This is a genomic window from Methylibium sp., assembly GCF_035762065.1.
GTDB lineage: Bacteria > Pseudomonadota > Gammaproteobacteria > Burkholderiales > Burkholderiaceae_C > Methylibium.
Window position 1 is genome coordinate 1 of sequence record NZ_DASTPW010000017.1, and the last position, 26,105, is coordinate 26,105.

Consider the following 26,105-nt stretch of genomic DNA (forward strand, 5'->3'; position numbering starts at 1 on the left):
CCGTCGATCGGCTCGATCTGGCCCAGGCCCTCGATCTCCTTGAACAGCTCGACGATGCTCGCGGCCAGCTCGGGCTTGTCGAGCGGCCCGAGCACCAGCTCGAGGATGCGCTCGCCCTTCAGGTTGACGGGCACGTCGGCCTCGACGACCGGCGGCATCGGCACGGCCGGCGAGGCGGCGACGACGACGGCCGGTGCCGCAGCCGGCGCCGCGGCGCGCTCGCCGCTGACGAAGGCGCGGATGTTCGCGAGCAGCTCGCTGGTGTCCTGCACCTCGCCGCCGCCGCCCTGGTGGCGAGCGAGCTGCGCGCGCAGCGCGTCGCCCGACTGCAGCAGCACGTCGACCATGCCGCGCGTGGGCTGCAGCTCGTGGCGGCGCATCTTGTCGAGCAGCGTCTCCATCTGGTGCGTCAGCTCGGCGACGTCGGCGAAGCCGAAGGTCGCGGCGCCGCCCTTGATCGAGTGCGCGCAGCGGAAGATCGCGTTGAGCTCCTCGTCGTCGGCCGAGGCGACGTCGATCGCGAGCAGCAGCTGCTCCATGCGATCGAGGTTCTCGCCCGCCTCCTCGAAGAAGACTTGGTAGAACTGGCTCAGGTCGATGCCGGCGCCGAAGTCGGCGCTGGCGTTGTGGGTCTCGGCCATGGTCCTTGGCTCCTCGGCGTGCCGCTTACTTGCAGACCTTGCGAATCACCTCGATCAGCTTGGCCGGATCGAAGGGCTTGACCATCCAGCCGGTCGCGCCCGCGGCGCGGCCTTTCTGCTTCATGTCGTCGCTGGACTCGGTGGTCAGGATGAGGATCGGCGTCGCCTTGAACTGCGGGTGCTCGCGCAGCTTCCTGGTCAGGCCGATGCCGTCGAGGTTGGGCATGTTCTGGTCGGTCAGCACGAGGTCGAAGCTCGCCATCGAGGCCTTGTCGTAGGCGTCCTTGCCGTCCACCGCCTCGGTCACCTTGTAGCCGGCGCTCTTCAGCGTGAACGAGACCATCTGCCGCATCGAGGCGGAATCGTCGACTGCAAGGATCGAATGCATGCTCATGTCTCCGGAGGGAACGTCGGGATTTTTCGGACGGAAGGGGAAGAACTGAAGTGGGCTCAGAACAGATCGACGCTGCCCGCGTCCATTTCGTCCTGGGTGACCGGGTTCGGCCGGCTCGGCAGCGGCGTGACGACCATGTCGTCGTCGCTCTCGGCGCCGAAGGCGTCGCGCGCGAGCTGGTCGGCGCAGCCGCGCAGCCGCTGGTGGGTGTGCGCGATCAGCTGCGAGGCCATGTCCTGGAACTGCAGCGCGGTCACGGCCTGGCCCAGCTGCAGGCGCACGCGCAGCAGCTCGGTCGCATCGACGGTGTGGTCGGCGCCGGCGTCGGCGCCGCCGAGCGCGTCGAAGGCGCCGTAGAAGCGCGCCATCAGCATGTCGCAGGTGTCGGCCAGCAGGCGCTGCAGGCGCTCGAGATCGTTGGTCGCCGTCATCAGGTGATCCTGCAGATCGGCGGCCTGCAGCAGCGTCATCGGCGTGCGCGCGGCATCGGCGTCGGCATCGGCACTCGCGGCAGGCGACACGTGGGTCAGAGCGTCCATCGGTCAGGTCTCGTGGATGACGGGGGGCTTGCGCCCTGGCGACTCGCCCCGCCGCTGCGCGACAGGGCCGCGAGCCGGAGGGCTTGGGCACAATTCTTCGGGCGCGCCCATGCGGCCGGTGGCAGGATCACGGGGGCAATCCCGCGCCAGTTCCGGCCTTTGCGGCCGTCGTCCGGTCCACCGCCTGCTTGAAGCCCGTGCCGCTCACCGCCCCGGCCCACGCCGTCCACCTCCGGGTGCTGCACCTGGAAGACTCGGAGCTCGACCACGAGCTGATGCTGGCGCACTTGCGCGCCGGCGGCCTGGAAGTCGACTCGCGGCGGGTCGAGTCCGAAGGCGGCTTCCGCCAGGCGCTCGCCGAGCCGTGGGACGTGATCGTCTCCGACTACAACCTGCCGGGCTTCTCCGGCCTGAAGGCGCTGGAGATCCTGCGCGACCAGCACAGCCTGCTCGTGCCCTTCATCCTGGTCTCGGGCGAGATCGGCGAGCAGGTCGCGGTGCAGGCGATGCTCAACGGCGCGAACGACTACCTGCTGAAGGACAAGCTCGCCCGGCTGGTGCCGGCCGTGCTGCATGCCATTGAAGGCAGCGAGGCGCTGCGCGCCAAGCACGAGGCCGACCTTGCGCTCGGCCAGAGCGAGCAGCGCCTGCGCGAGCTCGCGCAGCACCTGCAGGCCAGCGTCGAGGCCGAGCGCACCGCGATCGCGCGCGAGATCCACGACGACGTCGGCGGCTCGCTCACCGCGCTGAAGTTCGACCTCGCATGGATCGAGCGCCACTGCGGCAACGCGGCGGTCGCGCAGCGCGCGCAGAACGCGATCGAGACGGTGATGCTCGCGATCGAATCCAGCCAGCGGATCATGCACAACCTGCGCCCGGCGATCCTCGAGCAGGGGCTGCTCGCGGCGCTGCAGTGGATGACGCAGCGTTTCGAGAAGCGCAGCAACGTCGTCACGCTGTTGCGCACCAGCCACGACACCCTGCCCACGCTGCCGGCCGGCGTGCCGCTGGCCGCCTACCGCACCGCGCAGGAGGCGCTGACCAACATCTCCAAGCACGCGAACGCCACGCGGGTCGAGGTCGACCTGACGATCGCGCGCGGCGTGCTCTCGCTCGAAGTCAGCGACAACGGCCGCGGCCTGAGCCAGGACGACCTCGGCAAGGCGCGCAGCTTCGGCATCCGCGGCCTGCGCGAACGCGCGGCGCAGGTGGGCGGCTGGGTCGACCTGTCCAGCGGCCCGGGCGGCACGACGATCATCCTTTCGGTGCCGCTGGGCACGGAGCGCTCGAAGTCCGGCCGCGCGACGCAGCCGGACACCGGCCACCACGATTCCGACGATCCGACCTCCTGGGACATGCTCTGAACGACATGAAGCCCCCACGTCGCCACGCTCCCGCCCCCCGAGGGCGCGCTCGATGCCCCCGGACGGCCGAGCCGCACTGACATGAGCATCCGCGTCATCCTCTGCGACGACCACGCGCTGATCCGGCGCGGCATCCGCGACACGCTGTCCGACGCGCCCGACATCGAGGTGGTCGGCGAGGCCGGCGACTACGGCGAGCTGCGCAGCCTGATGCGCACGCTGTCCGCGCAGGCCGGCGCCGACTCCAAGGACTCCGGCTGCGACGTGCTCGTGCTCGACATCAACCTGCCCGGCCGCAGCGGCCTGGACGTGCTGCACGTGCTGAAGGACGAAGGCACCGACATCAAGGTGCTGGTCGTCTCGATGTACCCCGAGGACCAGTACGCGATCCGCGCGCTGCGCGCGGGCGCCTGGGGCTACGTCAACAAGGGCAGCGACACGCCGCTGCTCGTCGAGGCGGTGCGCCAGGTCGCGCGCGGCCGCAAGTACATCACCCCCGAGATCGCGCAGATGCTGGCCGAGAGCCTGAGCCAGCCGCAGACCGAGGCCGCGCACGAGAAGCTCTCCGATCGCGAGCTGCAGACGCTGGTGCTGATCGCCTCCGGCCGGCGGCTGTCGGACATCGCCAACGAGCTGACGCTGAGCCCGAAGACAGTGAGCGTCTACCGCGCGCGGGTGCTGGAGAAGCTGGCGCTGTCGAACAACTCGGAGCTCACCGTCTACGCCATCCGCAACGGGCTGGTGTAGCCGGCCCTCGCGGTTCGACGGGGGCAGCGGGCCGCGGCGGCGGCCCGACCGACGTGCCTCAGGCCGCCTGCGCGGCCTTGGCGTCCAGCGTGAACACCTGCACCGCCTCGACGACGTTCGAGGCCTGTTCGCGCAACTGCACCGCGGACGCGGCGATCTGCTCCACGAGCGCCGCGTTCTGCTGCGTCATCGAGTCCATCTGCGCCACCGCCTCGTTGACCTGCGAGATGCCCGAGAGCTGTTCGCTCGCGCCGGCGCTGATGCTCTCGATCACGCGGCTGACCTGACGCACCGTGTCGAGCGCACCTTCGATGGTCTTCTGCGCCTCGGCGGCGAGCCGGTTGCCGGTGTCGACCTTCTCGGTCGATTCGCCGATGAGCTGCTTGATCTCGCGTGCCGCGCCGCTGGTGCGCTGGGCCAGCGCGCGGACCTCGGCGGCGACGACGGCGAAGCCACGGCCCTGCTCGCCGGCGCGGGCCGCCTCGACCGCCGCGTTGAGCGCGAGGATGTTGGTCTGGAACGCGATCGCGTCGATCGTGCCGATGATCTCGGCGATGCGGTGCGACGACTCGCTGATGACCGACATGGTGCGGCTCACGTCCTCCATCGCGCGGCTGCCGGCCTGCGTGACCTCGCTCGCGCGCACGGCGAGCTTCGAGGCCTGGCTGGCCGATTCCGCGCCGTTGCGCACGGTGCTGGTGATCTCCTCCATCGACGAGGCCGTCTGCTGCAGGCTCGACGCCTGCGACTCGGTGCGCGAGGACAGGTCGGTGTTGCCGTGCGCGATCTCGCTCGTGGCGTCGCGCATGCGCTCGACCTGCGAGCGCGCGTCGCCGACGATCGAGCGCAGGTTCACGTTGAGTTGCGACAGCGCCCGCGCGAGCCGCCCGACGCTGTCCTCGCGGCCCGTGGCGATGCGCTGGGTCAGGTCGCCCGCGGCCATGCGGTTGGCGGTTCGCACCAGCGTCTCGATCGGGGCGCTCTGGCGCCGCGCGAGCCAGGCGCCGACGGCGGCGCCAAGCGCCGCGCCGCCCAGCGCCTCGCCGAGCAGCGCGAAGACGCCCGTCGGGCTCACCAGCCCGACCAGCACCGCGCTCGCGCCGCAGGTGGCCGCCAGCGTCAGCATCATCCGGCCGCGCGGGCCGGCCCGCAGCAGCCGGCCGAGCTTGCCCCGGCCGGTGTCGATGCGCAGCATGCCGCCGTCCAGGCGATGGACGAGCCGCCCTGCAGCCGCTTCGTCGCGCATCGTGCGGTACAGCGCCTCGGCGGCGGCGACCTCCTCGCGGCTCGGCTGGGTGCGCACCGACATGTAGCCGACGGGCTGGCCGTTGCGCAGGATCGGCGTCACGTTGGCCATCACCCAGTAGAAGCTGCCGTCCTTGCGGCGGTTCTTCACCGGCGCCGACCACGGCTGGCCGCCGGCGATGGTGGCCCACATGTCCCGGAACGCCTCGGCCGGCATGTCCGGGTGGCGGATCAGGTTGTGCGGCTGGCCGATCAGCTCGGCCTTCTCGTAGCCGCTGACCTGCACGAACGCCGGGTTGCAGTAGGTGATGTGGCTTTGCAGGTCGGTGGTCGAGACGAGCGTCTCGCCGGCGGGGAAGGCGTATTCGGTGGCCGTGACCGGGTGGTTGATTCGCATGGCGTGCGCAGTGTTAGCGCTTGCCCGGCGGCCGGACGGCACCGCGGTCAAGCAGTCGATAAGGTGGTTTTGAATGTAGAAGTCGCGACGGCGGCCGATCGGTTGAACAGCGCCGCCGTCGCCCTGCTTTTGCCGCGTGCCTAGGCGAGGCGGAAGCGCGCGACGCGCTGCGCCAGGGCCTGCGCCTGGTCGCGCAGCGTCGAGGCGCAGGCGGCCGTCTGCTCGACCAGCGCCGCGTTGGCCTGCGTCGAGCGATCGAGCTCCTGCGTCGTCCGGCCGATCTGCTCGACGCCCACCGACTGCTCGCGCGCGCCGACGGCGATCTCGCCGATCACCGAGCCCATGCGCCGGGCCACCGACTGCAGCTCCTCGATGGACGCGCCCGCCTCGTTCACGACGCGGCGCCCCTCGTCGGTCTTGGCGACGCTGTCTTCGATCAGCTGCTTGATCTCGCGCGCGGCCTGCGACGAGCGCTGGGCCAGCGCGCGCACTTCGGCGGCGACGACCGCGAAGCCCCGCCCTGCCTCGCCCGCACGCGCCGCTTCGACGGCGGCGTTGAGCGCGAGGATGTTCGTCTGGAACGCGATGCCGTCGATGGTGCCGGTGATCTCGCCGATGCGGCCCGACGCCGCGCCCAATGCTTCCATCGTCACGACGACCTGCCCCATCGCGCGGCCGCTTCGCGTGGCGGCCGCGTCGTTGGTGCGCGCCATCGTCTCGGCCTCCTTCGCGGCGTCGGCGGTGCGCCGGACGGTGGCCGTGACTTCCTCCATCGACGCGGCGGTCTCTTCGAGGCTGGCCGCCGTCTGCTCGGTGCGGGTGGAGAGGTCGTGGGCGCCGTCGGCGATCGCCGCGCTCGAACGCACGATCTCGTCGCTGGTGCGCCGCACGTCGCCGACGATGACGTGCAGCGAGTCCTGCATCTGCCCGAGGCTCACCATCAGCTCGGCCGCCTCGTCGGTGCCCCAGGGCCGCGGTCGGGTCGTGAGGTCGCCGCCGGTCATCGCCGCCAGATGGCGCCGCGTCTCGCGCAGTCCGCCGCGCATCACGAGGTAGAAGCTCCAGAAGAAGTAGGCGGCCAGCGCCAGGCTCAATGCGACCGCCACGGCCATCGCGAGCACGCGCTCCTGCAAGGCGGCGATGCGCACGGCGATCAGCTCGTCGAGCCGCTCGACCATGCGGCCCTGCACCGTGAACAGCGCATCGATCGCCGCCGAGCCGCTCGCCACGATCGCGCCCGCATCGCCGGAGGCGGCGAGCGCGGCACGGAACAGCTTCAGGCTTGCCATGGCTTCGTCGTGGCCGAGCGCGGCGCGGGTGCCGGCGTGCAGGCCGGCCACCTTGGCGATCGCGACATCCAGCGCGGCGAGCGAGTAGTCGGCCAGCACGGCCGAGCGCGTCAGCGTCTCGGCGGTCCAGGCTTCGGCCGGCAGGCCGCGCGCGAGGGCGGCGCCCAGCCCGCGGCCGGTGCCCAGCTCGCCGAGCAGGTGCGGCAGGCGCATCAGGCCGCCATCCATCAGGTAGTAGGTGTCCAGGTCGGGATCGAGGGTGAGGTTGCTGCCGTCGGCCGCCTGCGTGAGCAGATCGATCGACGCCTGCACCGCCGCCGTGTGGCTCGTGAACACGGCGTGTGGCGACGGCGACGGCGAGGCCAGCGCGGCCAGCGCGGCCTTCAGCCGGCCGTGCGCCGCAGCGGTACCCAGCGCGTCCGCGCTGGCGGCCTGGGCGGCATCGATGCGCCGCAACTGCTGCTCGATGCGCCCGCGCAGCGGCTCGAGTTCGGCGGCGGTGTCCGCCCCGCCGGCGCGTTGCAGCGCGAGCATGCGTTGGACCATCAGCAGCGGCTGCAGCGGCATCACCTCGCGCGCGTAGCGCACGCCGTCACGCTCCTTCTGGCTGAAGGCGATCTGGCTTTCGGTCGCCACGAACCAGGCCCATGACAACAACCCGATCGGCAGCAGGAAGAAGGCGCTGACGACCGCGGCCTTGGCGCCGAAGCCGCAGCGCCGGAACAGCCGCACGCCGGGTGCCCAGAGGCCGTGATGCGCGAAGAAGCCGCCGCCGGCCGAAGCGGGGGAGGTGGCAGGGGGGCTCGAACTGGCGGCCAGCACGGCGGACATGGACGGTCTCCTGAGTACGTCGCGAAAGAGAAGGCGGCCGGCAATCGACGCAGCGGGCGGGCCGGCACGCGGCACATGGTGGCGGGCCGCGGCCGTGGCGATCCAAGCAAAAGGGTGGCGGTGAGCGGCTTAATCGAAGCGCGCACCCTGCCCTGCACGCCGAGCGCTTCGAACGGGCGAGCCCCTTCGAGGCCCGGCGCGAGCCGCCGCTACTGCAGCTCGCGCAGATGCGCCACCCGCTGGGCCGTGCCGGGGTGCGTCGCGGTGGTCTTCACCGGCGGCAGGTGCTGCTGGAACAGCACGATGGGCGTGTCGTCGGGCGCGCCCATGCGGCGCAGGAGGCGCAGCGCGAAGCCGTCGGCCTCGTACTCCTGCTGGTGCGTCAGCGCCGAAGCCTCGCGTCCGAGCCGGCCGGCCACCCCGTCGGTGTGCTGCTGCACCACCTCGCCGGGGATGTGCTGCAGGTACAGCTCGCCGAGCTGGGCCCAATGGTTGTGCGCGATGTGGCCCAGCTCGTGCGCGAGGATGAAGGCGCGCTCGCTTTCGGTAAGGTCGGCCAGTGCCTCGTTGACGACGACCACCTTGCCCATCAGGCACACCGCGAGGATCGGCGCGCGCACCACGATCAAGGGCACGTTCGGATCGACGTTCAGGTGCGCGAGCACCGCGTCGAAAGTGGCGTGGATGCGTTGCGAACGGGCGTCGGCGTCGTCGAGCTTCATGCGGCGCAGCGCGTCGAGCTGGATCTGCTGCGAGCGTTCGAGCACCTGCAGGATGCCTTCGGCGCGGGCCGGCGGCGCCTGCAGGCCGAGCGCCAGCGTGGCGGCCAGCAGCAGCAGCACGCGCGAGCGGTCCCGCCGGCGCCGCGCCCTTTGCTTCGTTGCACCCGTCCCGAAGGTTTCCAACGCCGCGCCCATAGGTACTCCTTGCAGCCTCGAGCCAAGGGTAAGTACGGATGCCTCAGCAACTGGCGTACCTGTTCGCGGGACGAACGCAGCCTTCGCACTGCCGTCCCCCGCGATCCGGGTGTCGCGCCGCCGGCGCGGCGCCGAGTTCAAGGGCGAAACAGGGCGAGCAGGCGCTCCAGCGCCATCGTGAACGGCGCTTCCATCATCGGCAGGGTCATCGTCATGCCGATCAGGCCGACGCCGAGCGTGATCGGGAAGCCGATCGCGAAGATGTTCATCTGCGAGGCCACCCGCGAGATCACGCCGAGCACCAGGTTGGTGAACAGCAGCATCGAGACGATCGGCAGCGCGATCCACAGGCCGAGCCGGAAGATCTCGGCGCCCCAGGCCTGCGGCTGCACCGCGGTGAGGAAGCCCATCGGCCCGCCGCCGGCGCCGACCGGAAACGCGGTGAAGCTGTCGATCAGCGCGGCGGTCAGCAGCAGGTGGCCGTTCATCACGACGAACAGCCAGGCCGCGCTCGTGCCGAAGAAGCGGCTGACCGCGGTGGACTGCGTCGCGCTGATCGGGTCGAAGAAGGCCGCGAAGTTCATGCCCATCTGCAGGCCGATCATTTCGCCGGCCATCTCGATGCCGGCCATCACGATGCGCGCGGCGAAGCCGAGCGTCAGGCCGATCAGCATCTGCTGGATGACCGCTTCGAGCGCCTGGGCGCTGTCCAGCGCGATGGTCGGCATCGGCGGGAGCGCCGGCTGCGCGGCCACGGTGATCAGCAGCGCGAGCGCGATCTTCACGCGTGCCGGCACGCTGCGCATGCTGAGCACCGGCGCGGTCATGAACAGCGCCAGCACGCGGATGAAGGGCCAGACGAGCGGGCTCAGCCAGGCCGTGACCTGGGCCTCGTCGAAGCTGAGCATGGCCGCGCGGCTCAGCCGACGACCGTCGGGATCGACTGCAAGGTCCGCTGCAGGTATTCGACGATCGACGTCAGCATCCACGGCCCCGCGACAGCCAGCACCGCGAAGGCGGCGATCAGCTTCGGCACGAACGACAGCGTCGCCTCGTTGATCTGCGTGGCCGCCTGGAAGACGCTCACCACCAGGCCGACGACGAGCACCGTGATCAGCAGCGGCGCGCTGACCATCAGCAGCAGCGTGAGGCCCTGCTGGCCGATCGTGAAGACGTACTGCGGATCCATGGTGGGGACTTTCAGGTGACGAAGGAGGCGGCCAGCGAGCCGAGCAGCAGGTTCCAGCCGTCGGCCAGCACGAACAGCATCAGCTTGAAGGGCAGCGCGACGAGCACCGGGCTGATCATCATCATCCCCAGGCTCATCAGCACGCTGGCGACGATCATGTCGATCACCAGGAAAGGGATGAAGATGAGAAAGCCGATCTGGAACGCGCTTTTCAGCTCGCTGGTGACGAAGGCCGGCACCAGCACGCGAAACGGCGCGTCCTCGCCCTTCACCGCCGGATCGAGCTTCGCCAGCTTCGCGAACAGCATCAGGTCGCTCTGGCGCGTCTGCTTGAGCATGAAGCTGCGAAACGGCTGCTCGCCCTTCGCGAGCGCTTCGTCGAAGGCGATCTTGTTTTCGGTGTAGGGCTTGTAGGCGTCGGCGTAGACGCGGTCGATCGTCGGGCCCATCACGAACAGCGTGAGGAAGAGGCTCAGGCCGATCAGCACCTGGTTCGGCGGCACCGACTGCGTGCCGAGCGCCTGGCGCAGCAGGCTCAGCACGATCACGATGCGGGTGAAGCCCGTCATCATCAGCAGCAGCGCGGGCAGGAACGACAGCGCGGTGAAGAACAGCAGCGTCTGGATCGGCACCGAATAGCTGGTGCCTCCGGCGCCCTGGCCGATCACCAGCGGCAGCGCGGCGTTGCCGGTCGCGGCCTGCTGCGCTAAAGCCAGTGCAGGAACGGCCGAAAGAGCCGAAACGGCGGCGATGCGCGCGAGCACCGGGCGCCGAACGAAGGCGGCGAGGTTCATCGATCGTCCCGGCGCTGCGTGCCGCGTGCCTTGGCGAGCAGCGCGGCGAAGCTCGCCATCGGCGCCGGCTGCGCGCCGGCCGGCTCGGCGATCGCCGGCTCCGCCTGCGGCGCCATCGTGTGCAGCGTGTGGATGGCCTGCGGCGTCACGCCCAGCACCAGCCAGCGGCGGTCGTCGCCCTGCCCCACTTCCACGGTCACGATGCGCTGATGCGGGCCGAGCGACAGCGTCGACAGCGCGCGCACCGAGGCGGCGCCGGCACGCGACGCGCCGCTCATCGCCGCGCCGTAGGGCGTGCGCTTGAGCATCCACAGCACTACCGGGATCGCCGCGAGGACGACGAGAAACCAGACGAGGCCGGCTCCCAAGGAAGAGTTCATCGAGCCGGACCTTCGTTCGAATGCGCACGCGACGTGCAACGCGGGCCTGTCCAGCCGCCGCGGCGCAGCCGGGCCGCCAGCGGCGCCCCGTGAGCGGAGCGGCGAAGCCGCAACGGAGCGGGCGTCATCACATGCCCCGGCTGAGCCGGCGCATGCGCTCGCTCGGCGTGACGATGTCGGTCAGGCGGATGCCGAACTTGTCGTTGACCACCACCACCTCGCCCTGCGCGATCAGGTAGCCGTTGACCAGCACGTCCATCGGCTCGCCCGCGAGCGCGTCGAGCTCGACCACCGAGCCCTGCGCGAGCTGCAGGATGTGCTTGATGGGGATGCGCGTGCGGCCGAGCTCCACCGTGAGCTGGACGGGGATGTCCAGGATCATGTTGATGTCGTTGCCCGCCCCGGTGCCCGGCGTGGGCGTGAAGTTGGCAAACGCCGCCGGCTGCTCGGCCGGCGCCATCACCTCGGAGGCGCTCGACGAGCTTTGCTGCTCGAGCGCCGCCGCCCATTCGGCGGCCATCGCGTCTTGCTCGTCGTTCGGTGCGGTTTCAGCCATGGTGTTCTCCGAGCCAGGACATCGTGTTCTTGGTCAGCAGTTGATCGATCTTGATCGCGTACTTGCCGTTGCTCGTGCCGTAGTGGCAGTCGAAGACGGGCACGCCGTCGACCTTGGCCTGCACGATCGGCTCGAGGTCGAGTTCGATGAAATCGCCCGGCTTGAACGCGAGCAGCTGCTCGACGGTCGCCGGCGCGGTCGCGAACTCGGTGACGAGATCGACCTCGGCGCTCTGGATCTGCTGCGTCAGCAGCTTGACCCAGCGGCGGTCGGGCTCGTTGCTGTCGCCGACCGTCGCCGAATACAGCGTGTCGCGGATCGGCTCGAGCGTCGCGTAGGGGATGCAGAAGTGGATCGTGCCGCTGGTCTCGCCGATCTCCAGCGTGAACGAGCAGGTCACGACGATCTCGCTCGGCGCGGCCACGGTGGCGAACTGCGGCTGCATCTCCGAGCGCTGGTATTCCAGCTCGATCGGGTAGACGCCTTGCCAGGCCTTCTTGTATTCGGCGCAGATCACCTCGACCAGCCGCACGATCACGCGCTGCTCGGTCGGGCTGAAGTCGCGGCCCTCGATGCGCGTGTGGAACTTGCCGGCGCCGCCGAACAGCGCGTCGATCACCGCGAACACCAGCGTCGGGTCGCAGACGATGAGCCCGGAGCCGCGCAGCGGCCGCACGCTCATGATGTTGAAGTTCGTCGGCACGACGATCTCGCGCAGGAAGGCGCTGTACTTCTGCACCTTGATGCCGCCGACGGCCACCTCCGGCGTGCGCCGGATGAAGTTGAAGAGGCCCACGCGGATGTTCCGCGAGAAGCGCTCGTTGACGATCTCCATCGTGGGCATGCGCCCACGGACGATGCGTTCCTGGCTCGCGAGGTTGTAGTCGCGGATCTCGCCGTGCTCGACGACTTCCTCTTCGAGCTTCTGGCTTTCGCCGGTGATGCCCTGCAGCAGCGCATCGACCTCGTCTTGCGAAAGGATCTGCTGATTCATGGGCTCCCCCCCGTTGCCGCTTCGCCGCTCCCCCCCAGGGAGGCGCCGCTGGCGGCCCGGCAGAGCCGGATCCGCGGCGGCTGCTCGGTGGGTCGGGCTGCGTCGACGATCGTGCGGGTCATCGGGGCACCGGTCATTGAATGATGAAGCTGGAGAAGTGCACGTGCTCGACCGGGCTCGGCTCGGCGGCCGGCTTGCGCTTCTTCTTCGCGGCCGGCTTGGCGTCGGCCGGCTCGTCGTCTTCGGCCTCGGCCTCGATCTCGATGCCGAGCGGGCGCACCGCCTCGCGCATGATTTCGCGGGCGAGCTTCTCCTTGCCGGCGCGCTCCAGCAGCTCGGCCGATGTCTTGTGCGCCAGCACCATCAGCACGCCGTTGCGGATCGCGGGCATGTAGAGCTTGAGCTGCTCGGCGGCCTTCGGGTCGACCACCTGCAGCGTCACGCCGATCTGCGCGAAGCGTTCCTGGTCGCGGTCGGCGAGGTTGACGACGAAGGCGTCGATCGGCAGGAAGGTCGGCACGGCCTGGGCGTCCTTCTTCTTGGGCTTGTCGGCTGCCTGCGCGGCCTCGACGTCACCCCCCTCCTCCTCGGCCGCAGCAGCGGCTTCGGCGGCCTTCTTCTTCATGAAGTAGACGGCGGCGCCGCCGCCCAGGCCCAGCACGAGCACCAGGCCGCCGACGATCAGCAGCAGCTTCTTCGACAGCCCCTTCTTTTTCGCGGGCGCTTCGTTCGCATCGGTCGCGGCGGCAGCAGCGGCGGACATCGTCTTCTCCTTCGCCGGGCAGGCACGCGAACGTCGCGGCCAGGGCCTGGGGTATGGAGACGATTATTCGAAGCGGGGCCGCGCGGGATGCGGCGATAAGGGCGGTGGGAAGCCGGCTAATCGCGCTTGCCGGATGCCCGGCGGCTCGTGCGCCGCGGGCGAAGCACGCGCGACAGGACCGCTTCGTCAGGCGTAGAGATCGAGCAGGCCGCGCTTGCCGTCGAGCGCGACGCGCACCGGCTGCGCCTCGGGGCCTTCCGGGCCCGCCATCCCGGCGATGGCGCGCGCGCGGCTCCCGCCGCGCGGCGCCGCTTCGCCGTCGCGCTGCCGTGAGGATTGCTCGAACACGCCGCCGCCGCCGAGCGTGAAGCCGGCGCCGTGCATCGCCGCGGCGAGCGCGGGCCAGCTCGCTTCGAGCACCTCGCGCGTGCGCTGCTGGGTGGCGGCGAAGTCGATCTGCGCCTGGCTGCCCTCGAGCACGATGCGCACCTGCACCGGCCCCATCTCGGCCGGGTTGAGCTGCAGCTCGGCCTGCTGCACGCCGTCTTGCACCAGGCTCGCGAGCTGGAAGCCGAGTGCCTGGTCGAAGCGTGGCGAATCGAGCGGCGTCGGCAGGCTGGCCTGGGCCGGCGCGGCGATCGAGGCGGGTGCCGTGCCGGCGACGGGCGTCGTGCCGGGCGGCGGCGGTGACTCGACGCGCCCGGCCGGCGCGAGCGGCGCATCCGCTGCGCCGCCTCGTGCATCGGCAGCCGCGGTGTCGGGCGCGCCGTCGGCGGCGGCGATGTCCTGGACCGGCCCGGCCTGCGCAGCCTGCGCGGAGCCGGCGTCCGCGCCGGCGTCGCTTGCGGTCGCGCCGCCTGCCGCACCGGCGATCGCGGCGGCGCGGGCGCCGATCGGTGCCGCCGCATCGCCCGCCGCCGCGGCGTCGGGTTCCGACGCGCGTTGCAGGGCCAGCGTGGAGGACCAGCGCAGGCCCGCGTCGGCCGGCGGCGTCATGCCCGGCGCGGCCGCGCTCGCGGCGCCGGCTTGGTCGGCCGCGGGGCGCGCCTCGGCGGTGCTTGCCGGCTCGGCTTCGGCCGCCGCGTCGTGCGCCGGCTCGGGCCGGGCCTCGCCCGGCTTGGCTTCGTCCTGCCCGATGCGCTTGGCCGGTGCCTGGCCGGCGCGCGGGGGCGTCGGCTCGGCGCCGGGCTTGCTCTGCGCCGGCGTGCTGCGCTCGGCGGCACGCGGTGCGGCGTCGTCGCGCTGCGCCGCTTGCGTCGCCGCGCGGCGCGCATCGAGCTGCCGCCGCTCGGCCTGCGCGGCTTCGGCCCGCGCGGCTTCGGCGTTCGCCGGCTTCGGCGCATCGAAGGCCGAGGGCCGTTCGCCCGCCGCCGCGCGCGCATCGAGGCGCTGCCGCTCGCCGTCGAGCAGGCCGGCGAAGGCCGCGCCGCCGTCGCGGCGCGCTGCGCCGCGCTCGGTGGCGGCGAAGCCGGTCGGAAGACCCGCGTCGATGCCCGGCGTCTTCATGCGCCGATCTCCATGCCCTGCAGCGCGCCGCCGAGCAGCGGCGCGCCGAAGCCCGCGCTGCTCGCGGCGCCCCGGCCCCAGGCCATGCGCGAGGCGAATTCGTCGCTGCCCTTCTGCTCGCGCTTCGCGAACGCGAGCTCGGCTTCGGCCATGCGCCCTTCGATCAGCTTGCGCACCGAGGCGACGCGCTGTTCGGCCGCGAGCAGCGCGGCCTCGGCCTGCTGCTTGCGGGCGCGCGCCGCATCGACGCGCAGCTGCTGCTGCCGCACTGCCTCGTCGAGCCGCGCGATGAAGCCCTGGTAGCTCTGCATCACCAGCAGGCTGGCCGGCTGCTGCGCGCGCGGGCCGGCGCGCTCCATCGTGTCGCGCCGGTGCGCGACCAACTGCTCGGCCTGCGCCTGCGCGCCCTGCAAGGCGACGAGCGCGCGGCGGTGCGCGGCGAGCGCGTTGTCGCGCTGCGCGCTGGCGTGGTCGAGCAGGGTCTGCAAGGCGGGCGGTGCGTTCATCGGGGTGGGCGATCCGTGGGGGTTCGGTTTCAGCGCGGCGCGACGACCTGGCCGAGCCGCTCGATGCTTGCGGCGAGCGGCGCCGCGTCGTGCATGTCCTGCTGCAGCAGCTCGCGCATCGCCGGGTGGCTCTGCACCGCGAGGTCGAGTTCGGGGTCGTGGCCGGGCGCGTAGGCGCCCAGCGCGATCAGGTCGCGCGCTTTCTGCACGCGGCTCCACAGCTGGCGCAGCCGGCGCGCGGCCTGCTGGTGGCGGGCGTCGGTCACGTTGTGCATCACGCGCGAGGCGCTGCGTTCGATGTCGATCGCCGGGTAGTGGCCGGCTTCGGCGAGCTCGCGCGACAGCACGATGTGGCCGTCGAGGATCGCGCGCGCGGCGTCGGCGATCGGGTCCTGCTGGTCGTCGCCTTCGGAAAGCACGGTGTAGAACGCCGTGATGGAGCCGCAGCCGTCGAGGCCGTTGCCGCTGCGCTCGACCAACTGCGGCAGCTTGGCGAAGCAGCTCGGCGGGTAGCCCTTGGTGGCGGGCGGCTCGCCGATGGCGAGCGCGATCTCGCGCTGCGCCATCGCGTAGCGGGTCAGCGAGTCCATCAACAGCAGCACATGCTGGCCGCGGTCGCGGAAGTGCTCGGCGATGGCGGTCGCGTAGCTCGCGCCCTGCATGCGCATCAGCGGCGGCGCGTCGGCCGGTGCCGCGACGACGACGCTGCGCGCGAGGCCCGCTTCGCCGAGGATGTCCTCGATGAACTCCTTGACTTCGCGGCCGCGCTCGCCGATCAGGCCGACGACGATCACGTCGGCCGCGGTATAGCGCGCCATCATCCCGAGCAGCACCGACTTGCCGACGCCGCTGCCGGCGAACAGGCCGATGCGCTGGCCGCGGCCGACGGTGAGCATCGCGTTGATCGCGCGCACGCCGGTGTCCAGCGGCTGGCGCACCGGGTCGCGCTCCATCGCGTTGATCGGGCGGCGCACCAGCGGCTCGTTCTTCACCGGCCGCTCGGTGCTGCCGAGCGCGCCGAGCCGGTCCATCGGCACGCCGTGCGGATCGATGACGCGGCCGAGCAGGCCGTCCCCGATCGGCAGGTGCCGGGTGCGGTCTTCGCGGCGGCGCCAGGGGTGCGTCGGCGCGCCGAGCTTCGGCACCTCGGCCGGGCTCGAACGCGGCACGACCCGCGCGCCGCTGGCCAGGCCGTGCAGTTCGCCGGTGGGCATCAGGTAGGCACGGTCGCCGGCGAAGCCGACGACCTCGGCCAGCACCGCCGGCTGGTTCGGCATGCGCACCTCGCAGACCGAGCCGACCGGCACGCGGATGCCCGCGGCCTCGAGCACCAGCCCGGCCACGCGCACCAGCGTGCCCTGCGATTCGAGCGGCACCGGCCCGGCGGCGTGGGCCTTCAGATCGTCGAGGTAGCGCGACCAGGCGGTCGGCATCGCGGCGGCTTCGCTCACGGCGCCGCCTCCTCGGCGGCGGCCAGCTCGCTGGGCCGCCCCATCGCTTCGGTCGCGCGGCGCCAGCGCGATTCGACGCTCGCATCGATCACGCCGACTTCGGTTTCCACCACGCAGCCGCCGCGCGCGACGGCGAGGTCGCTGACCAGACGCGCGCCGCGTTCGGCGAGCAGCTCGCGCGTCTCGGCCGCGAGGATCGCGTGGTCGGCGGGGTTCACGTGCACCGCGAGCTGCCGCGCCGACGCGAGCGTGCCCGCGAGCGCCTCCTGCGCGACCGCGGCCACCAGCTCCGGCCGCGTCGCAAGTTCGTGCCGCAGCACCTGCCGCGCGAGCGTGATCGACACCTCGGCGACGCGATCGGCGAGCGTGCCTTCGAGGCCGTCGAGCTTCGCCTGCCAGCCCTGCATCAGCGTGGCCACCTGCGCGGTGATCTGCTGCGCGTAGCTCTGCTTGAAGGCTTCGAGCGCGACGAGGCCGTCGCGGTAGCCGTCCTGGTAGCCGGCCTGCCGCGCGGCATGCAGCTGTGCGGCGACGCCCTCGGCCGTCAGCGGCGCAGGCGCCGGCGCTGCGGCCGCGGCCGGCACGCCGAAGCTGCCCGGCGACCAGGCCGCGAAGCCGCGCAGCTCCTCGCGCGGGATGAAGCGCGCCGCGCCTGCGCCCGGCGACGCGGCGCCGAACGGCGAGGTGCCGCGGAAGCCGTCGTCGGCCGGGTCGTGCAGCCGCCGGCGCGGCGTGCCGGCCGGCGCGGGTGCGCCGGGCGGTGCATGGCGGCGATCGTTCGAGTCGGTCACGGCGCGCGATCAGAGGAACTGGTCATCGCCGCCGCCGCCGAGGACGATCTGGCCTTCGTCGGCGAGGCGCCGCACGATCTTCAGCATCTCCTTCTGCTCGGCCTCGACCTCGCTCACGCGCACGGGGCCGCGCGACTCGAGGTCTTCGCGCAGCGTCTCGGCCGCGCGCGTGCTCATGTTGCCGAGGATCTTGTCGCGCAGCTCCGGCGGCGCGCCCTTGAGCGCGATCACCAGCGACTCGCTCTGCACTTCCTTGAGCATCGACTGGATGCCCTTGTCGTCGACCTTCAGCAGATCCTCGAAGGTGAACATGTTGTCCATGATCTTCTGAGCCAGGTCGCCGTCGGCCTCGCGGATGTAGTCGAGCACCGAGGTCTCGATCGACGAGCCCATCATGTTGATGATCTCGGCCGCGGGCTTGACGCCGCCCATCATCGATTTCTTCATGCGCTCGCCGCCGGCGAGCACCTTGCTCATCACCTCGTTCAGGTCCTTGAGCGCGCTGGGCTGGATGCCGTCGAGCGTCGCCACCCGCACCATCACCTCGTTGCGCTGGCGCTCGGTGAAGTGCTTGAGGATGTCGGCGGCCTGGTCGAAGTCGAGGTGCACCAGGATCGCCGCGACGATCTGCGGGTGCTCGTTGCGCAGCAGCTCGGCCACGGAAGCCGGGTCCATCCACTTGAGGCTCTCGATGCCCGAGACGTCGCCGCCTTGCAGGATGCGGTCGATCAGCAGGTTGGCCTTGTCGTCGCCGAGCGCCTTGCGCAGCACGGCCTTGACGTACTCGTCGGTGTCGCTGACCAGCATGCTGGTGTCGGCGGCCGAGGTGTCGAAGCGGGTGAGCACCGCCTCGAAGCGCTCGCGCGGCACCGTCTTCATCTTCGCGATGGTCTCGCCCAGGCGCTGCACTTCCTTCGGCGCGAGGTGCTTGAAGACCTCGGCCGCCTCCTCCTCGCCCAGGGACATCAGCAGGATCGCGGCGTCTTCGAGTCCGTGTTCGTCCATGACAGTAGGGATCAACCGCTTTTCGCGCCGACCTGGCGCGGGTGGTGCCGCTCGGACCGCACGGCGGTCCGTCTCGCGCCCGCCGTCGGACGGCCAGCGCGGGCTTGCTTCTCGCTGACGATTGTTCGCGGGCCGCTCGGCCAGGCATGCCGCGAACAGTCGGCCGAAAGCGAGGCTGTTCACGGCGTCGCGAGGTCCAGGCAGCGCCGGACCGGGTGCCCGCCGGCCCACCGATCGAGCGCTTCGCCGCGCGGGCGGTCGCTTCGCCAAAGCCGCGCAAGGCGGACCCCAGCGGCCTAAGCTGGCTCGCCCCTCGTTGCAACGACTCGTTCATGGACAAGGTCAAGGGCGGCCCGCCATCGCGGCCCGCATCGAGCCAGGTCGCGCCCGGCGGGCCGGACGCCGGCCCGTCCGCGCCGCTCGGCTCGCCGCGCGCCGATCCGTTCGCGGGCCGGCTGGCGCCCCGCCCGCCGCGGCTGCCGCCCCCTGGTGCGCGGTTCCTCGGGCCACGCGAGGAACCGGTGCGCCAGGCGACGGCAAGGACGAAGGCCGCGCTCGATCGTCTGTCGGCCGACAACGAAGCCGCCCGTTCGCAGGTGCTGACCGGCCCTTTGCGGCAGGCGCGGCTCGACCAAGCCCGGCCACTCCGACCCGCACGAAACCAAGGCGTACCTGGAGCAGCAGGTGGTGGCCGACCTGTTGCTGGAACGCCAACCCAGGGAGCCGAAGGACGCCTTGCTGCACCGGGACCTCTGCCCTGTCATTCCCGTGCTCGCAGCGGTGGCCAAAGCCCTGAAGGAAGACCACGTCAATCTCGTGCCGAACCATGAAGACCACCAAGACCGGCTGGAGGCCAGGCTGGCCGGTCTTGCAACGGACTTCGCCTACACCGCGACCGCGTTGATCGCCCACAGCACGGACGACGGCATCTACACCCGTAACGCCGGCCTGGCGACCGGCTCCGTGGCCGTCACCAAGCCGATCCACAAAGCGGCCGCCGCGATGCAGTTGCTGGGCCACGCCACGGCGTCGGAACGCGCGCTCGTCGAGCCGGAGCGCTGGGAGGCGCATCAACGGCTCAAAGCGAAGATGGACCACCATGTCGCCCAGCATCCGCAGAGCGCTGCGGCCGTCTTGCGCACGGTCGTGGAGGCCACGCCGCGACGCGACACCCATGCGCACTGGCACGAAGGCCCGCGCGCTCAGGTGAAGGCCGATGCCCGCGCCGGCAACGACGATGCAAGGGCCGTCCACGAGGCTCGCACGATGAGCCGCTGGCAAGAGGCGCCGGTGGCCCTGCGCCGTGCGGTGATCGGATCGAGAACGGCGGACGACCCGCCCGCGGCGGCCGCTTCGCCGAGCTGAGACCAGCGACGCCTCGCGAAGCGCCGCGCGCACCGCATGCGGCGCGCGGCGCCGATGGCCGCCGGCCGCCGGGCCTCAGACTTCCTTGCTCGCCCAGCCGCGCACGATGCCGGCCATCGCCGCCGGGTTCTCCTTGGCGAGCACGCGGGCCTTGTCCAGGCGCTGGTCGGCCTGCGGCGCCTCGAGCGCCAGCGGCTGCTGCGCGGCGGCGGCCGGCAGCAGTTGCGCGTCGTCCACCACCGCGTCGAGCTTGCGCGCGCCGGGCGCCGGCTGCACCGCCTTCAGCGCCGGGCGCACCGCGCCGAACACGACGATCAGCGCGAGCAGCGCCAGCCCCAGCGGCGCCGCGAGCGAGCGCAGCGTGTCCATCACCTCGGGCTGCTTCCACAGCGGCACGCTCACCTCGGCGGCCGGCTTCTCGGTCTTGAACGGCGCGTTGATCAGCTTGACCGAATCGCCGCGCTCGGCGTTGAAGCCCACGGTTTCCTTGACGAGCGCGGTGAGCTTGTCGATCTCCTCGGCCGACAGCGGCGCGCTCGTCGTCTTGCCCTTCGCATCGACGTTGCTGCGGTGGTTCAGCACCACGGCCGCGTTCAGGCGCTTGACGGTGCCGGTGGCGTTGCGCGTGACGCGCACCGTCTTGTCGACCTCGTAGTTCGTCGTCGCCTCGCGGCGGCTGTTGCTGTTGCCGTTGCCACCGCCGCCGTTCGCCTGCGCGCCTTGCAGCGGCGCGGCCTGGCCGTTGATCGGCGCGGTGGCCGGCGTCGGCGGCTGGTTGCTCGCCGCGCCCGGCACGCCGCCAGCGGCGCCGCCGGAGCTGCCGCTCGACTCGCTGGTCTGCTGGCTGCGGATCGTGGTCGATGCGGGCTTGCCGTTCGCGAGCGCGCCCTGGTTCGGCGCGTACTCCTCGCTGGTCGATTCGGTCTGCGCGAAGTCGATCTCGGCGGTGACCTGCGCGCGCAGGTTGTCGCGGCCGAGCACCGGCTCGAGGATGTCGAGCACGCGCTGCGTGTAGTTCTGCTCGATCTGCTGGCGGTACTGCAGCTGCTGCGCGTCGAGGCCGCCGGCCGGATTCGACTCGCCGCCGTTGCCCGACAGCAGCGCGCCGCTCGCGTCGAGCACGCTGACCGCCTTCGGGTTCAGCTCGGGCACGCTCGAGGAGACGAGGTGCACGATGCCGGCGATCTGCGCGCGGTCCAGCGTGCGGCCGGCATGCAGCGTCAGCAGCACGCTCGCGCTGGGCTTCTGCTGTTCGCGGAAGAAGCCGTTCTGGTTGGGAAGCGCGAGGTGCACGCGCGCCGACTGCACCGCGGCGAGCGCCGAGATCGACCGGGTCAGCTCGCCTTCGAGGCCGCGCTGGAAGGTCAGGCGCTCCTGGAACTGGGTCTGGCCGAAGCGCGCGTTGTCCATCAGCTCGAAGCCGGCGACGCTGCCCTTGGGCAGGCCCTGCGAGGCGAGCTTCAGGCGCACGTCGTGCACCTTGTCGGCCGGCACGAGGATCGCCGCGCCGCCGTCGGCGTGCTTGTAGGGCACGTTCATCTGCGACAGCTGCGCGAGGATCGCGCCGCCGTCCTTGTCGGACAGGCCGGCGAACAGCACCTTGTAGTTGGCGTTGGACGACCAGTTCGACATCGCCATCGCGATGCCGATGAGCGCGACGAGCCCGAACCCGAGCATCAGCTTGCGGCCGGCGGGCAGCGCGACGAGGCGCTGCGCGAAGCCATCGGCGCCGGAGGGCATCGCGGCGAGTGCGGCGGGGTTCACGGGAGCGAGGGCGGTGTCCATGCGAAGCGTGAGAGGCACGACGGCGGGAATGCATCGCATTGTTTCGTCGGCCGGCCGTGCCTAACCGGCAAACAGCCGGCGGGAACCGCGTCAGTTCGCTCCATCGGCCGCACCTCGCGATAAGGCGTTGCCGACGTTTCACGCTTCGCAGCGCATATCAGGTCTTCCGATTCCAAGCGCCAACCAGGATGTGAATCGAGCACCGTATGGAGCAGACGCGGCGAACACATCCGGGTCGCCGCCGCAACGTTCGAAAAGGGTCTGAAGCATGGGAGGTTGCCTCTCCACCACAAGCGCACAAGGCAGCCCCGCGCACTCGCGGTACGCCGACGACTCCCGAGACGTCCACCCCCGCAGCACGCCCTACCAAACCGTTCATTCGGCGCCGATGTCACCGCTGTCGCCACGGTCCTCCTCGGGCAGCAGCAGCCCGGATCAGGCCGCCGGCTCTCGACGTCGACGGCCGCCGCCAGATCCCGCTTGGGCTCACCTGCCGGCGGAAATGCGGTCGGTGATGGCCCAAGGAGAGAACTTCCGGAGCAGCGAAGCGGATCGGGCCGCAATCGCATCGGTGATTCCGCGCAAGGAAGCGTCCTGGGAGGAAAACCGCTGGCGCACGATGATCGAATCCCAAGCAGGGCTTGAAGGCATGCACTGGGAAGACCTGTACGCACTCAACCGATGGACCGGCGCGGCCTACCGCGACATCCAGGATCTGTTCGAAAGCGACAGGCCGGAATGCAGCGATGCATCGGACAAGGACGGCGCAGAAGCGGATAGGCACGGCTTCATCCTCGCGAAGGGCGTCATCTCGGCGCTCAACACCCTGCCCGATCAGTTCACCTTCTTAGGCACCGTCTACACCGGCGAAGACTTGCCGCGCGACTGGATCAAGCGCAACTTCGTCGCAGGACAAACAAAAGTCGAGAAGCGCTTTTTCGCCACGTCGGAAAGCCATGAAATGGCGTGGCAGCACAAGCGGGTGATCTTTGAAACGCATTCGCGCTCTGGAAAATGCATTGCACAGTTCTCGAATGCCCCAGGGGAGAAGGAAGTGCTTTTCAGGCCAGGTACGCGCTTCAGGGTCGATGAGGTGTCGGACGTTGCCTACCCGGCCGAAGCAGCGGCGTTTGCCCGCAACGCTACCGTGCGCATCCGCCAAACCGAGCTTTGATCGGGGCGAAGCGTCCGCCATGGTGGGCGCTTCGGGGCGAGTGCGGCGGGGCGCATGCGAGCCCGGGCGGTGCCCATGCGGCGCAAGGATGAACGGCACGACTTCAGCAATGCATCGCATTGTTTAGACCATAGCGCGCGTGCAAGCAGCGAACGGCCGGGTCGAAGCGCGCCACTTCGCCTCTTCTTGGAGGACCGCCGACGGCTTCGCTTCGCCGGACCCGGCTTCGCCCGTCCTACCCATGGCCGGAAGCACCCGGTTCACGATGCGTCGGCAGCTGTGCGCGCCACTGCGCTTGCGAAACGCACGAGCCGCACGATCCGGATGAACAAGCTTTCCGTCGCCTTCAAGTCGCTGTTCGCGAGCTGCGTGCGGCCCACCGAAGCGCCAGGCCCTCGCTCGGAACCGAGCGTCGCCCCGCCCGGCCCGCGCGACGAGCAACTCGCCGGCCTGACGGTTCGTCGGCCGCCGCGCCTACCGCCGAAAGACGTGCCGCGGCGCCTGACGGCCGCTCAGTTCACAGCTGTCGAGCAGGTCATCGGACAGACCGCGGCGGTCCTCGACGAGCTGCCCGACGCAGCGCGCGAGCAGCGGCTGCAACCCCTGATCGCCCCGCTGCGAAACGCCCAGCTCGCGCAGGCGCGGACGATGGCCAACGTGGCCGAGGAGGATCACCTCACGCGGCGGCAGAAGAACCTCAGCTACGCGCAGCTGATGCGTGGCGTCGCGACCCTTCTGGCGACCGCCGAGTCCAGCGTGCCGCCGGCGCAACGCCCGGCGCTCGAAGCGCTGCTGCTGGCGGGCGAGCATCACAACCGCTGGGTCCATCACGTCGGCGGTGCATCGCAAACGCTGCCGCCGCATGAGCACGTTGCTGCCGGCAGCGACGGGGTGTACGCCGGATACGACCTGGACGGACTGACGACGACGCGGGCCGCTCTCGAAACCGCGACACTCGCCCACGAGAGTGTTCACGAAGCGCAGCACAACCGGCGAAGCCGCGACAGCTCCGCCCATCCTTTCGACACCAGCCGTCACGATCTCGCGTTGCAGCTCGACCTGGCCAGCCGGCTGCCGCCGATCGTCCGGCACGAGAACATCGAGCCGCCTGCCGAGTACACCGCCTACTGCCTGCATCCATGGGAGACGCAGGCGTTCCTCGAAGAACAGCCGGCCTCCGACCTCCTGCCACGCGCTTCTTCAACCCTCAGCATGAAGCCGCTGCGCGCCGAGGCCGGCATGGCCGCGCTGCCCCTGTTGCTCGCACAAGCGGCCGAAGCCGTGCTCGAAGCGATTCCCGCGCACACGGAAAACAACACGCCCGCCGGGTTGCGCCTGAACGACCCGCAAGTCGCGCGGCGGATGGAGAGCATCGTCTTCCACACGGCGGAGCTGTACGGCATCGCGTACTCGCGTGCGCACAGCCCGCAGCGCGCGGCGCGGCTCGCTCAAACACTGGAGGACTTGGCCGGCCTTCCCGCACCGCGCTCGCACGCCGAGGGGCTTGCGCACCTGGACGAGATCGCTCGTGCCCTGCAGCGGGCGATGGACGATGTCGCACAAGCGGGGCTTGCGCGTCACCTCGCGCCTGGCACGAACGCGGCGCAGCGTGCCGCGGTGGCCAAACGCTTTGCCGACGCCAAGGACGAGCCCGCGCTCGAGCTCGCGCAGGTGCTCGGGCGCATCGGCCTGCGGCTGGGCCGCACTCGCGTGGTGACAGCGGATGCGCCGAGCATCGCGCGCAGCTTCGAGGCCGCACGGCAGGACAGCGGCTTCGCGGACGCCGTCGCGGCCCTGCAAGCGCGGCGCGGCACAGTGCCTCGGCCGGAGGCGATACGCGATGCGGTCATGCGGCTCGGCGCCGCGCTGATGGGCGTGGCGCCCGGGCAGCTGCCGGACGCACTGCTGCCGCAGGTGCATCTCTACGCCGCGCCTTCGCTGGAATTCGAACGGGTTCCCGGGCTCAACGCGCCGCCGCCGCGGCTCGATGGCGACGCGCCGTCGGCGACGTCGGCACGCGAAAGCTCGCACCAGCGGCGCAAGGCCGAGTTCGATCCGCACACCTGGCAATTCCACGTGCCGGAGCACCTGCTCCTCGAAGAAGCGGCCGGGCGCCTGCCGGCGCGCCTGGCCGGGCTGGCGGCGGACTTCGCCTACACGGTCGTGGCACTCATGCATCGAAGCAGCGTGGACGCCGAGGCCGAGCAGGCCGCAGGCTGGATACCGATGGCGCCGGTCAGCCACGCGGGCGACGTGATGGACGTGCTCGACGCGCTCCAAGCCGACGAGCTGCGGATCGACGGCTCGCCCTTCGCCGCGGCCGGCGGCCTGCTGCGTGAACGGATGGCGTGCTTCGTGGACGAGCACCCGGAAAGCGCCGCGGCGATCCTGCATGCGGTGGTCCGCGCCACACCGATGCGCGACGAACACCCACGCTGGCACGAAGGCCTGCGTGCGGAGCTCAAGGCGCAGGCACGGGCCGGCTCCGAAGACGCGCGCGACGCCTACGAAAGCCGAACCCTGCTGCGCTGGCAGCAGGCGCCCGTCGCGCTGCGCCGTGCGGTGATCGGGCCGCGGGGCGCCGCCGGCAACGACGCTTGAGCCGCCAAGCGACGAACAAGCGGGGAGAACGGAGCCAGATCGTCGCGTTGCATGCCGGCTCGCCACCTAGCATCCGGCCATGGACGTGAAGCTCAAGCCCTTCGACTTCGCCCAGGCCGCGGCCCGGGCCGGCATGCCGCAAGTCGCCGAGCGCGTGCGCCAGGCGACGCAGGAGGCGGGCGGCGCCGCGGCCACGCAGCCGAGCTTCCACACCAGCTTCAGCCAGGCGCTGAAGTCGGTGAGCCAGGCGCAGATGCAGTCCTCCGAGATGCAGCGCCAGGTCCAGCTGGGCAACCCCACCGTCTCGATCGAGGAGACGATGGTCGCGATGCAGAAGGCGCAGATCGGCTTCCAGGCGACCCTGCAGGTGCGCAACAAGCTGGCGCAGGCCTACACCGACATCATGAACATGGCGGTGTAGCGCCTAGCGGCGCAGCTTGCCCAGCGCCATCGCCGCGGCGGCGGTGCGCGTCTCGACCCCCAGCTTCGCGAACACGTGCTCGAGGTGCTTGTGCACGGTGCGCGGGCTGGTGCCGAGGATGTCGCCGATGTCGCGGTTGGTCTTGCCCTGCGCGACCCAGTGCAGCACCTCCGCTTCGCGCGTGGTGAGCCGGAACGCGAGGCCGAGCGCCTCGATCGTCGCGCGGTCGTTCGACTCGGTCAGCACCAGCAGCCATTCGTCGTCGCCGGTCGCTTCGTGCAGCGCGAAGCTGACGCGCCGGCCCTCGCGCGCCAGCAGCAGGGCGCGGCCGGCTGCGGCGCTGCCGCCGTTCGTCAGCGCGATCGCCTGCGCCTGCAGCCATTCGAGCAGCGCCTCGTCGAGCACCGGCCCGCGCGCGCCGGCCTCGCGCGTGGCATGGACGGCGGCCAGCAGCTCGCGC

The 26,105-nt window shown here is 71.1% G+C and carries 26 protein-coding genes; 6 read left to right on the top strand and 20 right to left on the bottom strand.

All coding sequences use genetic code 11. The features are described 5' to 3' along the window. The 3 genes from VFR90_RS05690 to VFR90_RS05700 all read right to left on the bottom strand — a co-directional run. Positions 1-641, bottom strand: a 641-nt coding sequence (locus VFR90_RS05690; protein ID WP_326405131.1) for an Hpt domain-containing protein, incomplete at its 3' end; no start/stop codon positions are given. Between the two features lie 25 nt (positions 642-666). Then, the gene (locus tag VFR90_RS05695; RefSeq protein ID WP_326405154.1) at positions 667-1,029 is read right to left on the bottom strand and encodes a response regulator; all 363 of its coding nucleotides are present in this window, start codon (positions 1,027-1,029) and stop codon (positions 667-669) included. Between the two features lie 62 nt (positions 1,030-1,091). Beyond that, the gene (locus VFR90_RS05700; RefSeq protein WP_326405155.1) at positions 1,092-1,505 is read right to left on the bottom strand and encodes a hypothetical protein; all 414 of its coding nucleotides are present in this window, start codon (positions 1,503-1,505) and stop codon (positions 1,092-1,094) included. Positions 1,506-1,771: 266 nt separating this feature from the next. Here VFR90_RS05700 and VFR90_RS05705 point away from each other — a divergent pair, with 266 nt between their 5' ends. Both VFR90_RS05705 and VFR90_RS05710 read left to right on the top strand, forming a co-directional pair. Then, on the top strand, positions 1,772-2,938 hold the full coding sequence (locus VFR90_RS05705; protein WP_326405132.1) for a hybrid sensor histidine kinase/response regulator: 1,167 nt from the start codon (positions 1,772-1,774) through the stop codon (positions 2,936-2,938). Between the two features lie 81 nt (positions 2,939-3,019). Beyond that, positions 3,020-3,685, top strand: coding sequence for a response regulator (locus tag VFR90_RS05710; protein ID WP_326405133.1), 666 nt, complete (start codon positions 3,020-3,022; stop codon positions 3,683-3,685). A gap of 58 nt (positions 3,686-3,743) precedes the next feature. Here the strand turns inward: VFR90_RS05710 and VFR90_RS05715 are convergent, their stop codons facing one another. From VFR90_RS05715 to fliG, 15 genes are all read right to left on the bottom strand, one after another. Further along, a complete protein-coding gene (locus VFR90_RS05715; RefSeq protein WP_326405134.1) occupies positions 3,744-5,327 on the bottom strand; it encodes a methyl-accepting chemotaxis protein in 1,584 nt (527 codons plus the stop codon). A 140-nt stretch (positions 5,328-5,467) separates the two neighbouring features. After that, the gene (locus tag VFR90_RS05720) at positions 5,468-7,447 is read right to left on the bottom strand and encodes a methyl-accepting chemotaxis protein (RefSeq protein ID WP_326405135.1); all 1,980 of its coding nucleotides are present in this window, start codon (positions 7,445-7,447) and stop codon (positions 5,468-5,470) included. Between the two features lie 209 nt (positions 7,448-7,656). After that, positions 7,657-8,289 carry a M48 family metalloprotease gene (locus tag VFR90_RS05725; protein ID WP_326405136.1) on the bottom strand — a complete coding sequence of 211 codons (633 nt, stop codon included), beginning with the start codon at positions 8,287-8,289 and terminating at the stop codon, positions 7,657-7,659. Between the two features lie 212 nt (positions 8,290-8,501). After that, the gene (gene fliR, locus VFR90_RS05730; RefSeq protein WP_326405137.1) at positions 8,502-9,272 is read right to left on the bottom strand and encodes a flagellar biosynthetic protein FliR; all 771 of its coding nucleotides are present in this window, start codon (positions 9,270-9,272) and stop codon (positions 8,502-8,504) included. 11 nt (positions 9,273-9,283) lie between these two features. Beyond that, positions 9,284-9,553 carry a flagellar biosynthesis protein FliQ gene (fliQ, locus tag VFR90_RS05735; protein ID WP_326405138.1) on the bottom strand — a complete coding sequence of 90 codons (270 nt, stop codon included), beginning with the start codon at positions 9,551-9,553 and terminating at the stop codon, positions 9,284-9,286. 11 nt (positions 9,554-9,564) lie between these two features. After that, positions 9,565-10,347, bottom strand: a complete 783-nt coding sequence (gene fliP, locus VFR90_RS05740; protein ID WP_326405139.1) for a flagellar type III secretion system pore protein FliP — start codon at positions 10,345-10,347, stop codon at positions 9,565-9,567. Next, positions 10,344-10,727, bottom strand: coding sequence for a FliO/MopB family protein (locus tag VFR90_RS05745; RefSeq protein ID WP_326405140.1), 384 nt, complete (start codon positions 10,725-10,727; stop codon positions 10,344-10,346). Before VFR90_RS05745 ends, fliP begins: the two co-directional genes overlap by 4 nt. 127 nt (positions 10,728-10,854) lie before the next feature. Continuing rightward, entirely contained in the window at positions 10,855-11,283 is a 429-nt protein-coding gene (gene fliN, locus VFR90_RS05750; RefSeq protein WP_326405141.1) for a flagellar motor switch protein FliN, read from the bottom strand. Next, positions 11,276-12,277 (bottom strand): flagellar motor switch protein FliM, encoded by a 1,002-nt coding sequence (gene fliM, locus VFR90_RS05755; protein ID WP_326405142.1) that lies wholly within the window; start codon positions 12,275-12,277, stop codon positions 11,276-11,278. Before fliM ends, fliN begins: the two co-directional genes overlap by 8 nt. Positions 12,278-12,410: 133 nt before the next feature. Then, the gene (locus tag VFR90_RS05760) at positions 12,411-13,040 is read right to left on the bottom strand and encodes a flagellar basal body-associated FliL family protein (RefSeq protein ID WP_326405143.1); all 630 of its coding nucleotides are present in this window, start codon (positions 13,038-13,040) and stop codon (positions 12,411-12,413) included. Positions 13,041-13,226: 186 nt separating this feature from the next. Continuing rightward, on the bottom strand, positions 13,227-14,546 hold the full coding sequence (locus VFR90_RS05765) for a flagellar hook-length control protein FliK (protein ID WP_326405144.1): 1,320 nt from the start codon (positions 14,544-14,546) through the stop codon (positions 13,227-13,229). Then, the gene (gene fliJ / locus VFR90_RS05770) at positions 14,543-15,052 is read right to left on the bottom strand and encodes a flagellar export protein FliJ (protein ID WP_326405145.1); all 510 of its coding nucleotides are present in this window, start codon (positions 15,050-15,052) and stop codon (positions 14,543-14,545) included. The genes VFR90_RS05765 and fliJ overlap by 4 nt, the downstream gene beginning before the upstream one ends. A 29-nt stretch (positions 15,053-15,081) precedes the next feature. Then, on the bottom strand, positions 15,082-16,485 hold the full coding sequence (gene fliI, locus VFR90_RS05775; RefSeq protein WP_326405156.1) for a flagellar protein export ATPase FliI: 1,404 nt from the start codon (positions 16,483-16,485) through the stop codon (positions 15,082-15,084). A 14-nt stretch (positions 16,486-16,499) separates the two neighbouring features. Next, a complete protein-coding gene (locus VFR90_RS05780) occupies positions 16,500-17,294 on the bottom strand; it encodes a FliH/SctL family protein (RefSeq protein WP_326405146.1) in 795 nt (264 codons plus the stop codon). Positions 17,295-17,303: 9 nt separating this feature from the next. Continuing rightward, positions 17,304-18,299: a flagellar motor switch protein FliG gene (gene fliG / locus VFR90_RS05785; RefSeq protein WP_326405147.1), complete on the bottom strand. Its 996-nt coding sequence runs from the start codon at positions 18,297-18,299 to the stop codon at positions 17,304-17,306. Between the two features lie 687 nt (positions 18,300-18,986). Between fliG and VFR90_RS05790 the strand changes: the two genes are divergently transcribed. After that, positions 18,987-19,664: a hypothetical protein gene (locus tag VFR90_RS05790; RefSeq protein WP_326405148.1), complete on the top strand. Its 678-nt coding sequence runs from the start codon at positions 18,987-18,989 to the stop codon at positions 19,662-19,664. Between the two features lie 75 nt (positions 19,665-19,739). On the opposite strand, the gene fliF is transcribed toward VFR90_RS05790, so the two are convergent. Beyond that, the gene (gene fliF, locus VFR90_RS05795) at positions 19,740-21,449 is read right to left on the bottom strand and encodes a flagellar basal-body MS-ring/collar protein FliF (RefSeq protein ID WP_326405149.1); all 1,710 of its coding nucleotides are present in this window, start codon (positions 21,447-21,449) and stop codon (positions 19,740-19,742) included. Positions 21,450-21,963: 514 nt separating this feature from the next. Between fliF and VFR90_RS05800 the strand changes: the two genes are divergently transcribed. The 3 genes from VFR90_RS05800 to fliE all read left to right on the top strand — a co-directional run bounded on the left by VFR90_RS05800 (position 21,964) and on the right by fliE (position 25,645). Continuing rightward, positions 21,964-22,623, top strand: coding sequence for an ADP-ribosyltransferase (locus VFR90_RS05800; protein ID WP_326405150.1), 660 nt, complete (start codon positions 21,964-21,966; stop codon positions 22,621-22,623). A 324-nt stretch (positions 22,624-22,947) separates the two neighbouring features. Beyond that, entirely contained in the window at positions 22,948-25,224 is a 2,277-nt protein-coding gene (locus tag VFR90_RS05805) for a serine/threonine-protein kinase (RefSeq protein ID WP_326405151.1), read from the top strand. Positions 25,225-25,303: 79 nt separating this feature from the next. Then, complete coding sequence (fliE, locus tag VFR90_RS05810) at positions 25,304-25,645, top strand: flagellar hook-basal body complex protein FliE (protein WP_326405152.1); 342 nt, start codon at positions 25,304-25,306, stop codon at positions 25,643-25,645. A gap of 3 nt (positions 25,646-25,648) precedes the next feature. On the opposite strand, the gene VFR90_RS05815 is transcribed toward fliE, so the two are convergent. Then, positions 25,649-26,105: helix-turn-helix transcriptional regulator (locus VFR90_RS05815; RefSeq protein WP_326405153.1), on the bottom strand; the 457-nt coding region annotated here is incomplete at its 5' end.

Excerpts from the sequence above, each read along its gene's own strand:
- fliJ (WP_326405145.1), bottom strand. The coding sequence starts at position 15,052 with ATGAACGCACCGCCCGCCTTGCAGACCCTGCTCGACCACGCCAGCGCG.
- VFR90_RS05800 (WP_326405150.1), top strand. The coding sequence starts at position 21,964 with ATGGCCCAAGGAGAGAACTTCCGGAGCAGCGAAGCGGATCGGGCCGCA.
- VFR90_RS05765 (WP_326405144.1), bottom strand. The coding sequence starts at position 14,546 with ATGAAGACGCCGGGCATCGACGCGGGTCTTCCGACCGGCTTCGCCGCC.
- fliP (WP_326405139.1), bottom strand. The coding sequence starts at position 10,347 with ATGAACCTCGCCGCCTTCGTTCGGCGCCCGGTGCTCGCGCGCATCGCC.
- VFR90_RS05715 (WP_326405134.1), bottom strand. The coding sequence starts at position 5,327 with ATGCGAATCAACCACCCGGTCACGGCCACCGAATACGCCTTCCCCGCC.
- fliG (WP_326405147.1), bottom strand. The coding sequence starts at position 18,299 with ATGGACGAACACGGACTCGAAGACGCCGCGATCCTGCTGATGTCCCTG.
- VFR90_RS05700 (WP_326405155.1), bottom strand. The coding sequence starts at position 1,505 with ATGACGCTGCTGCAGGCCGCCGATCTGCAGGATCACCTGATGACGGCG.
- VFR90_RS05710 (WP_326405133.1), top strand. The coding sequence starts at position 3,020 with ATGAGCATCCGCGTCATCCTCTGCGACGACCACGCGCTGATCCGGCGC.
- VFR90_RS05805 (WP_326405151.1), top strand. The coding sequence starts at position 22,948 with ATGAACAAGCTTTCCGTCGCCTTCAAGTCGCTGTTCGCGAGCTGCGTG.
- fliR (WP_326405137.1), bottom strand. The coding sequence starts at position 9,272 with ATGCTCAGCTTCGACGAGGCCCAGGTCACGGCCTGGCTGAGCCCGCTC.
- fliM (WP_326405142.1), bottom strand. The coding sequence starts at position 12,277 with ATGAATCAGCAGATCCTTTCGCAAGACGAGGTCGATGCGCTGCTGCAG.
- fliQ (WP_326405138.1), bottom strand. The coding sequence starts at position 9,553 with ATGGATCCGCAGTACGTCTTCACGATCGGCCAGCAGGGCCTCACGCTG.
- VFR90_RS05695 (WP_326405154.1), bottom strand. The coding sequence starts at position 1,029 with ATGCATTCGATCCTTGCAGTCGACGATTCCGCCTCGATGCGGCAGATG.
- VFR90_RS05720 (WP_326405135.1), bottom strand. The coding sequence starts at position 7,447 with ATGTCCGCCGTGCTGGCCGCCAGTTCGAGCCCCCCTGCCACCTCCCCC.
- fliE (WP_326405152.1), top strand. The coding sequence starts at position 25,304 with ATGGACGTGAAGCTCAAGCCCTTCGACTTCGCCCAGGCCGCGGCCCGG.
- fliF (WP_326405149.1), bottom strand. The coding sequence starts at position 21,449 with ATGGACACCGCCCTCGCTCCCGTGAACCCCGCCGCACTCGCCGCGATG.
- VFR90_RS05760 (WP_326405143.1), bottom strand. The coding sequence starts at position 13,040 with ATGTCCGCCGCTGCTGCCGCCGCGACCGATGCGAACGAAGCGCCCGCG.
- fliN (WP_326405141.1), bottom strand. The coding sequence starts at position 11,283 with ATGGCTGAAACCGCACCGAACGACGAGCAAGACGCGATGGCCGCCGAA.
- VFR90_RS05745 (WP_326405140.1), bottom strand. The coding sequence starts at position 10,727 with ATGAACTCTTCCTTGGGAGCCGGCCTCGTCTGGTTTCTCGTCGTCCTC.
- fliI (WP_326405156.1), bottom strand. The coding sequence starts at position 16,485 with ATGCCGACCGCCTGGTCGCGCTACCTCGACGATCTGAAGGCCCACGCC.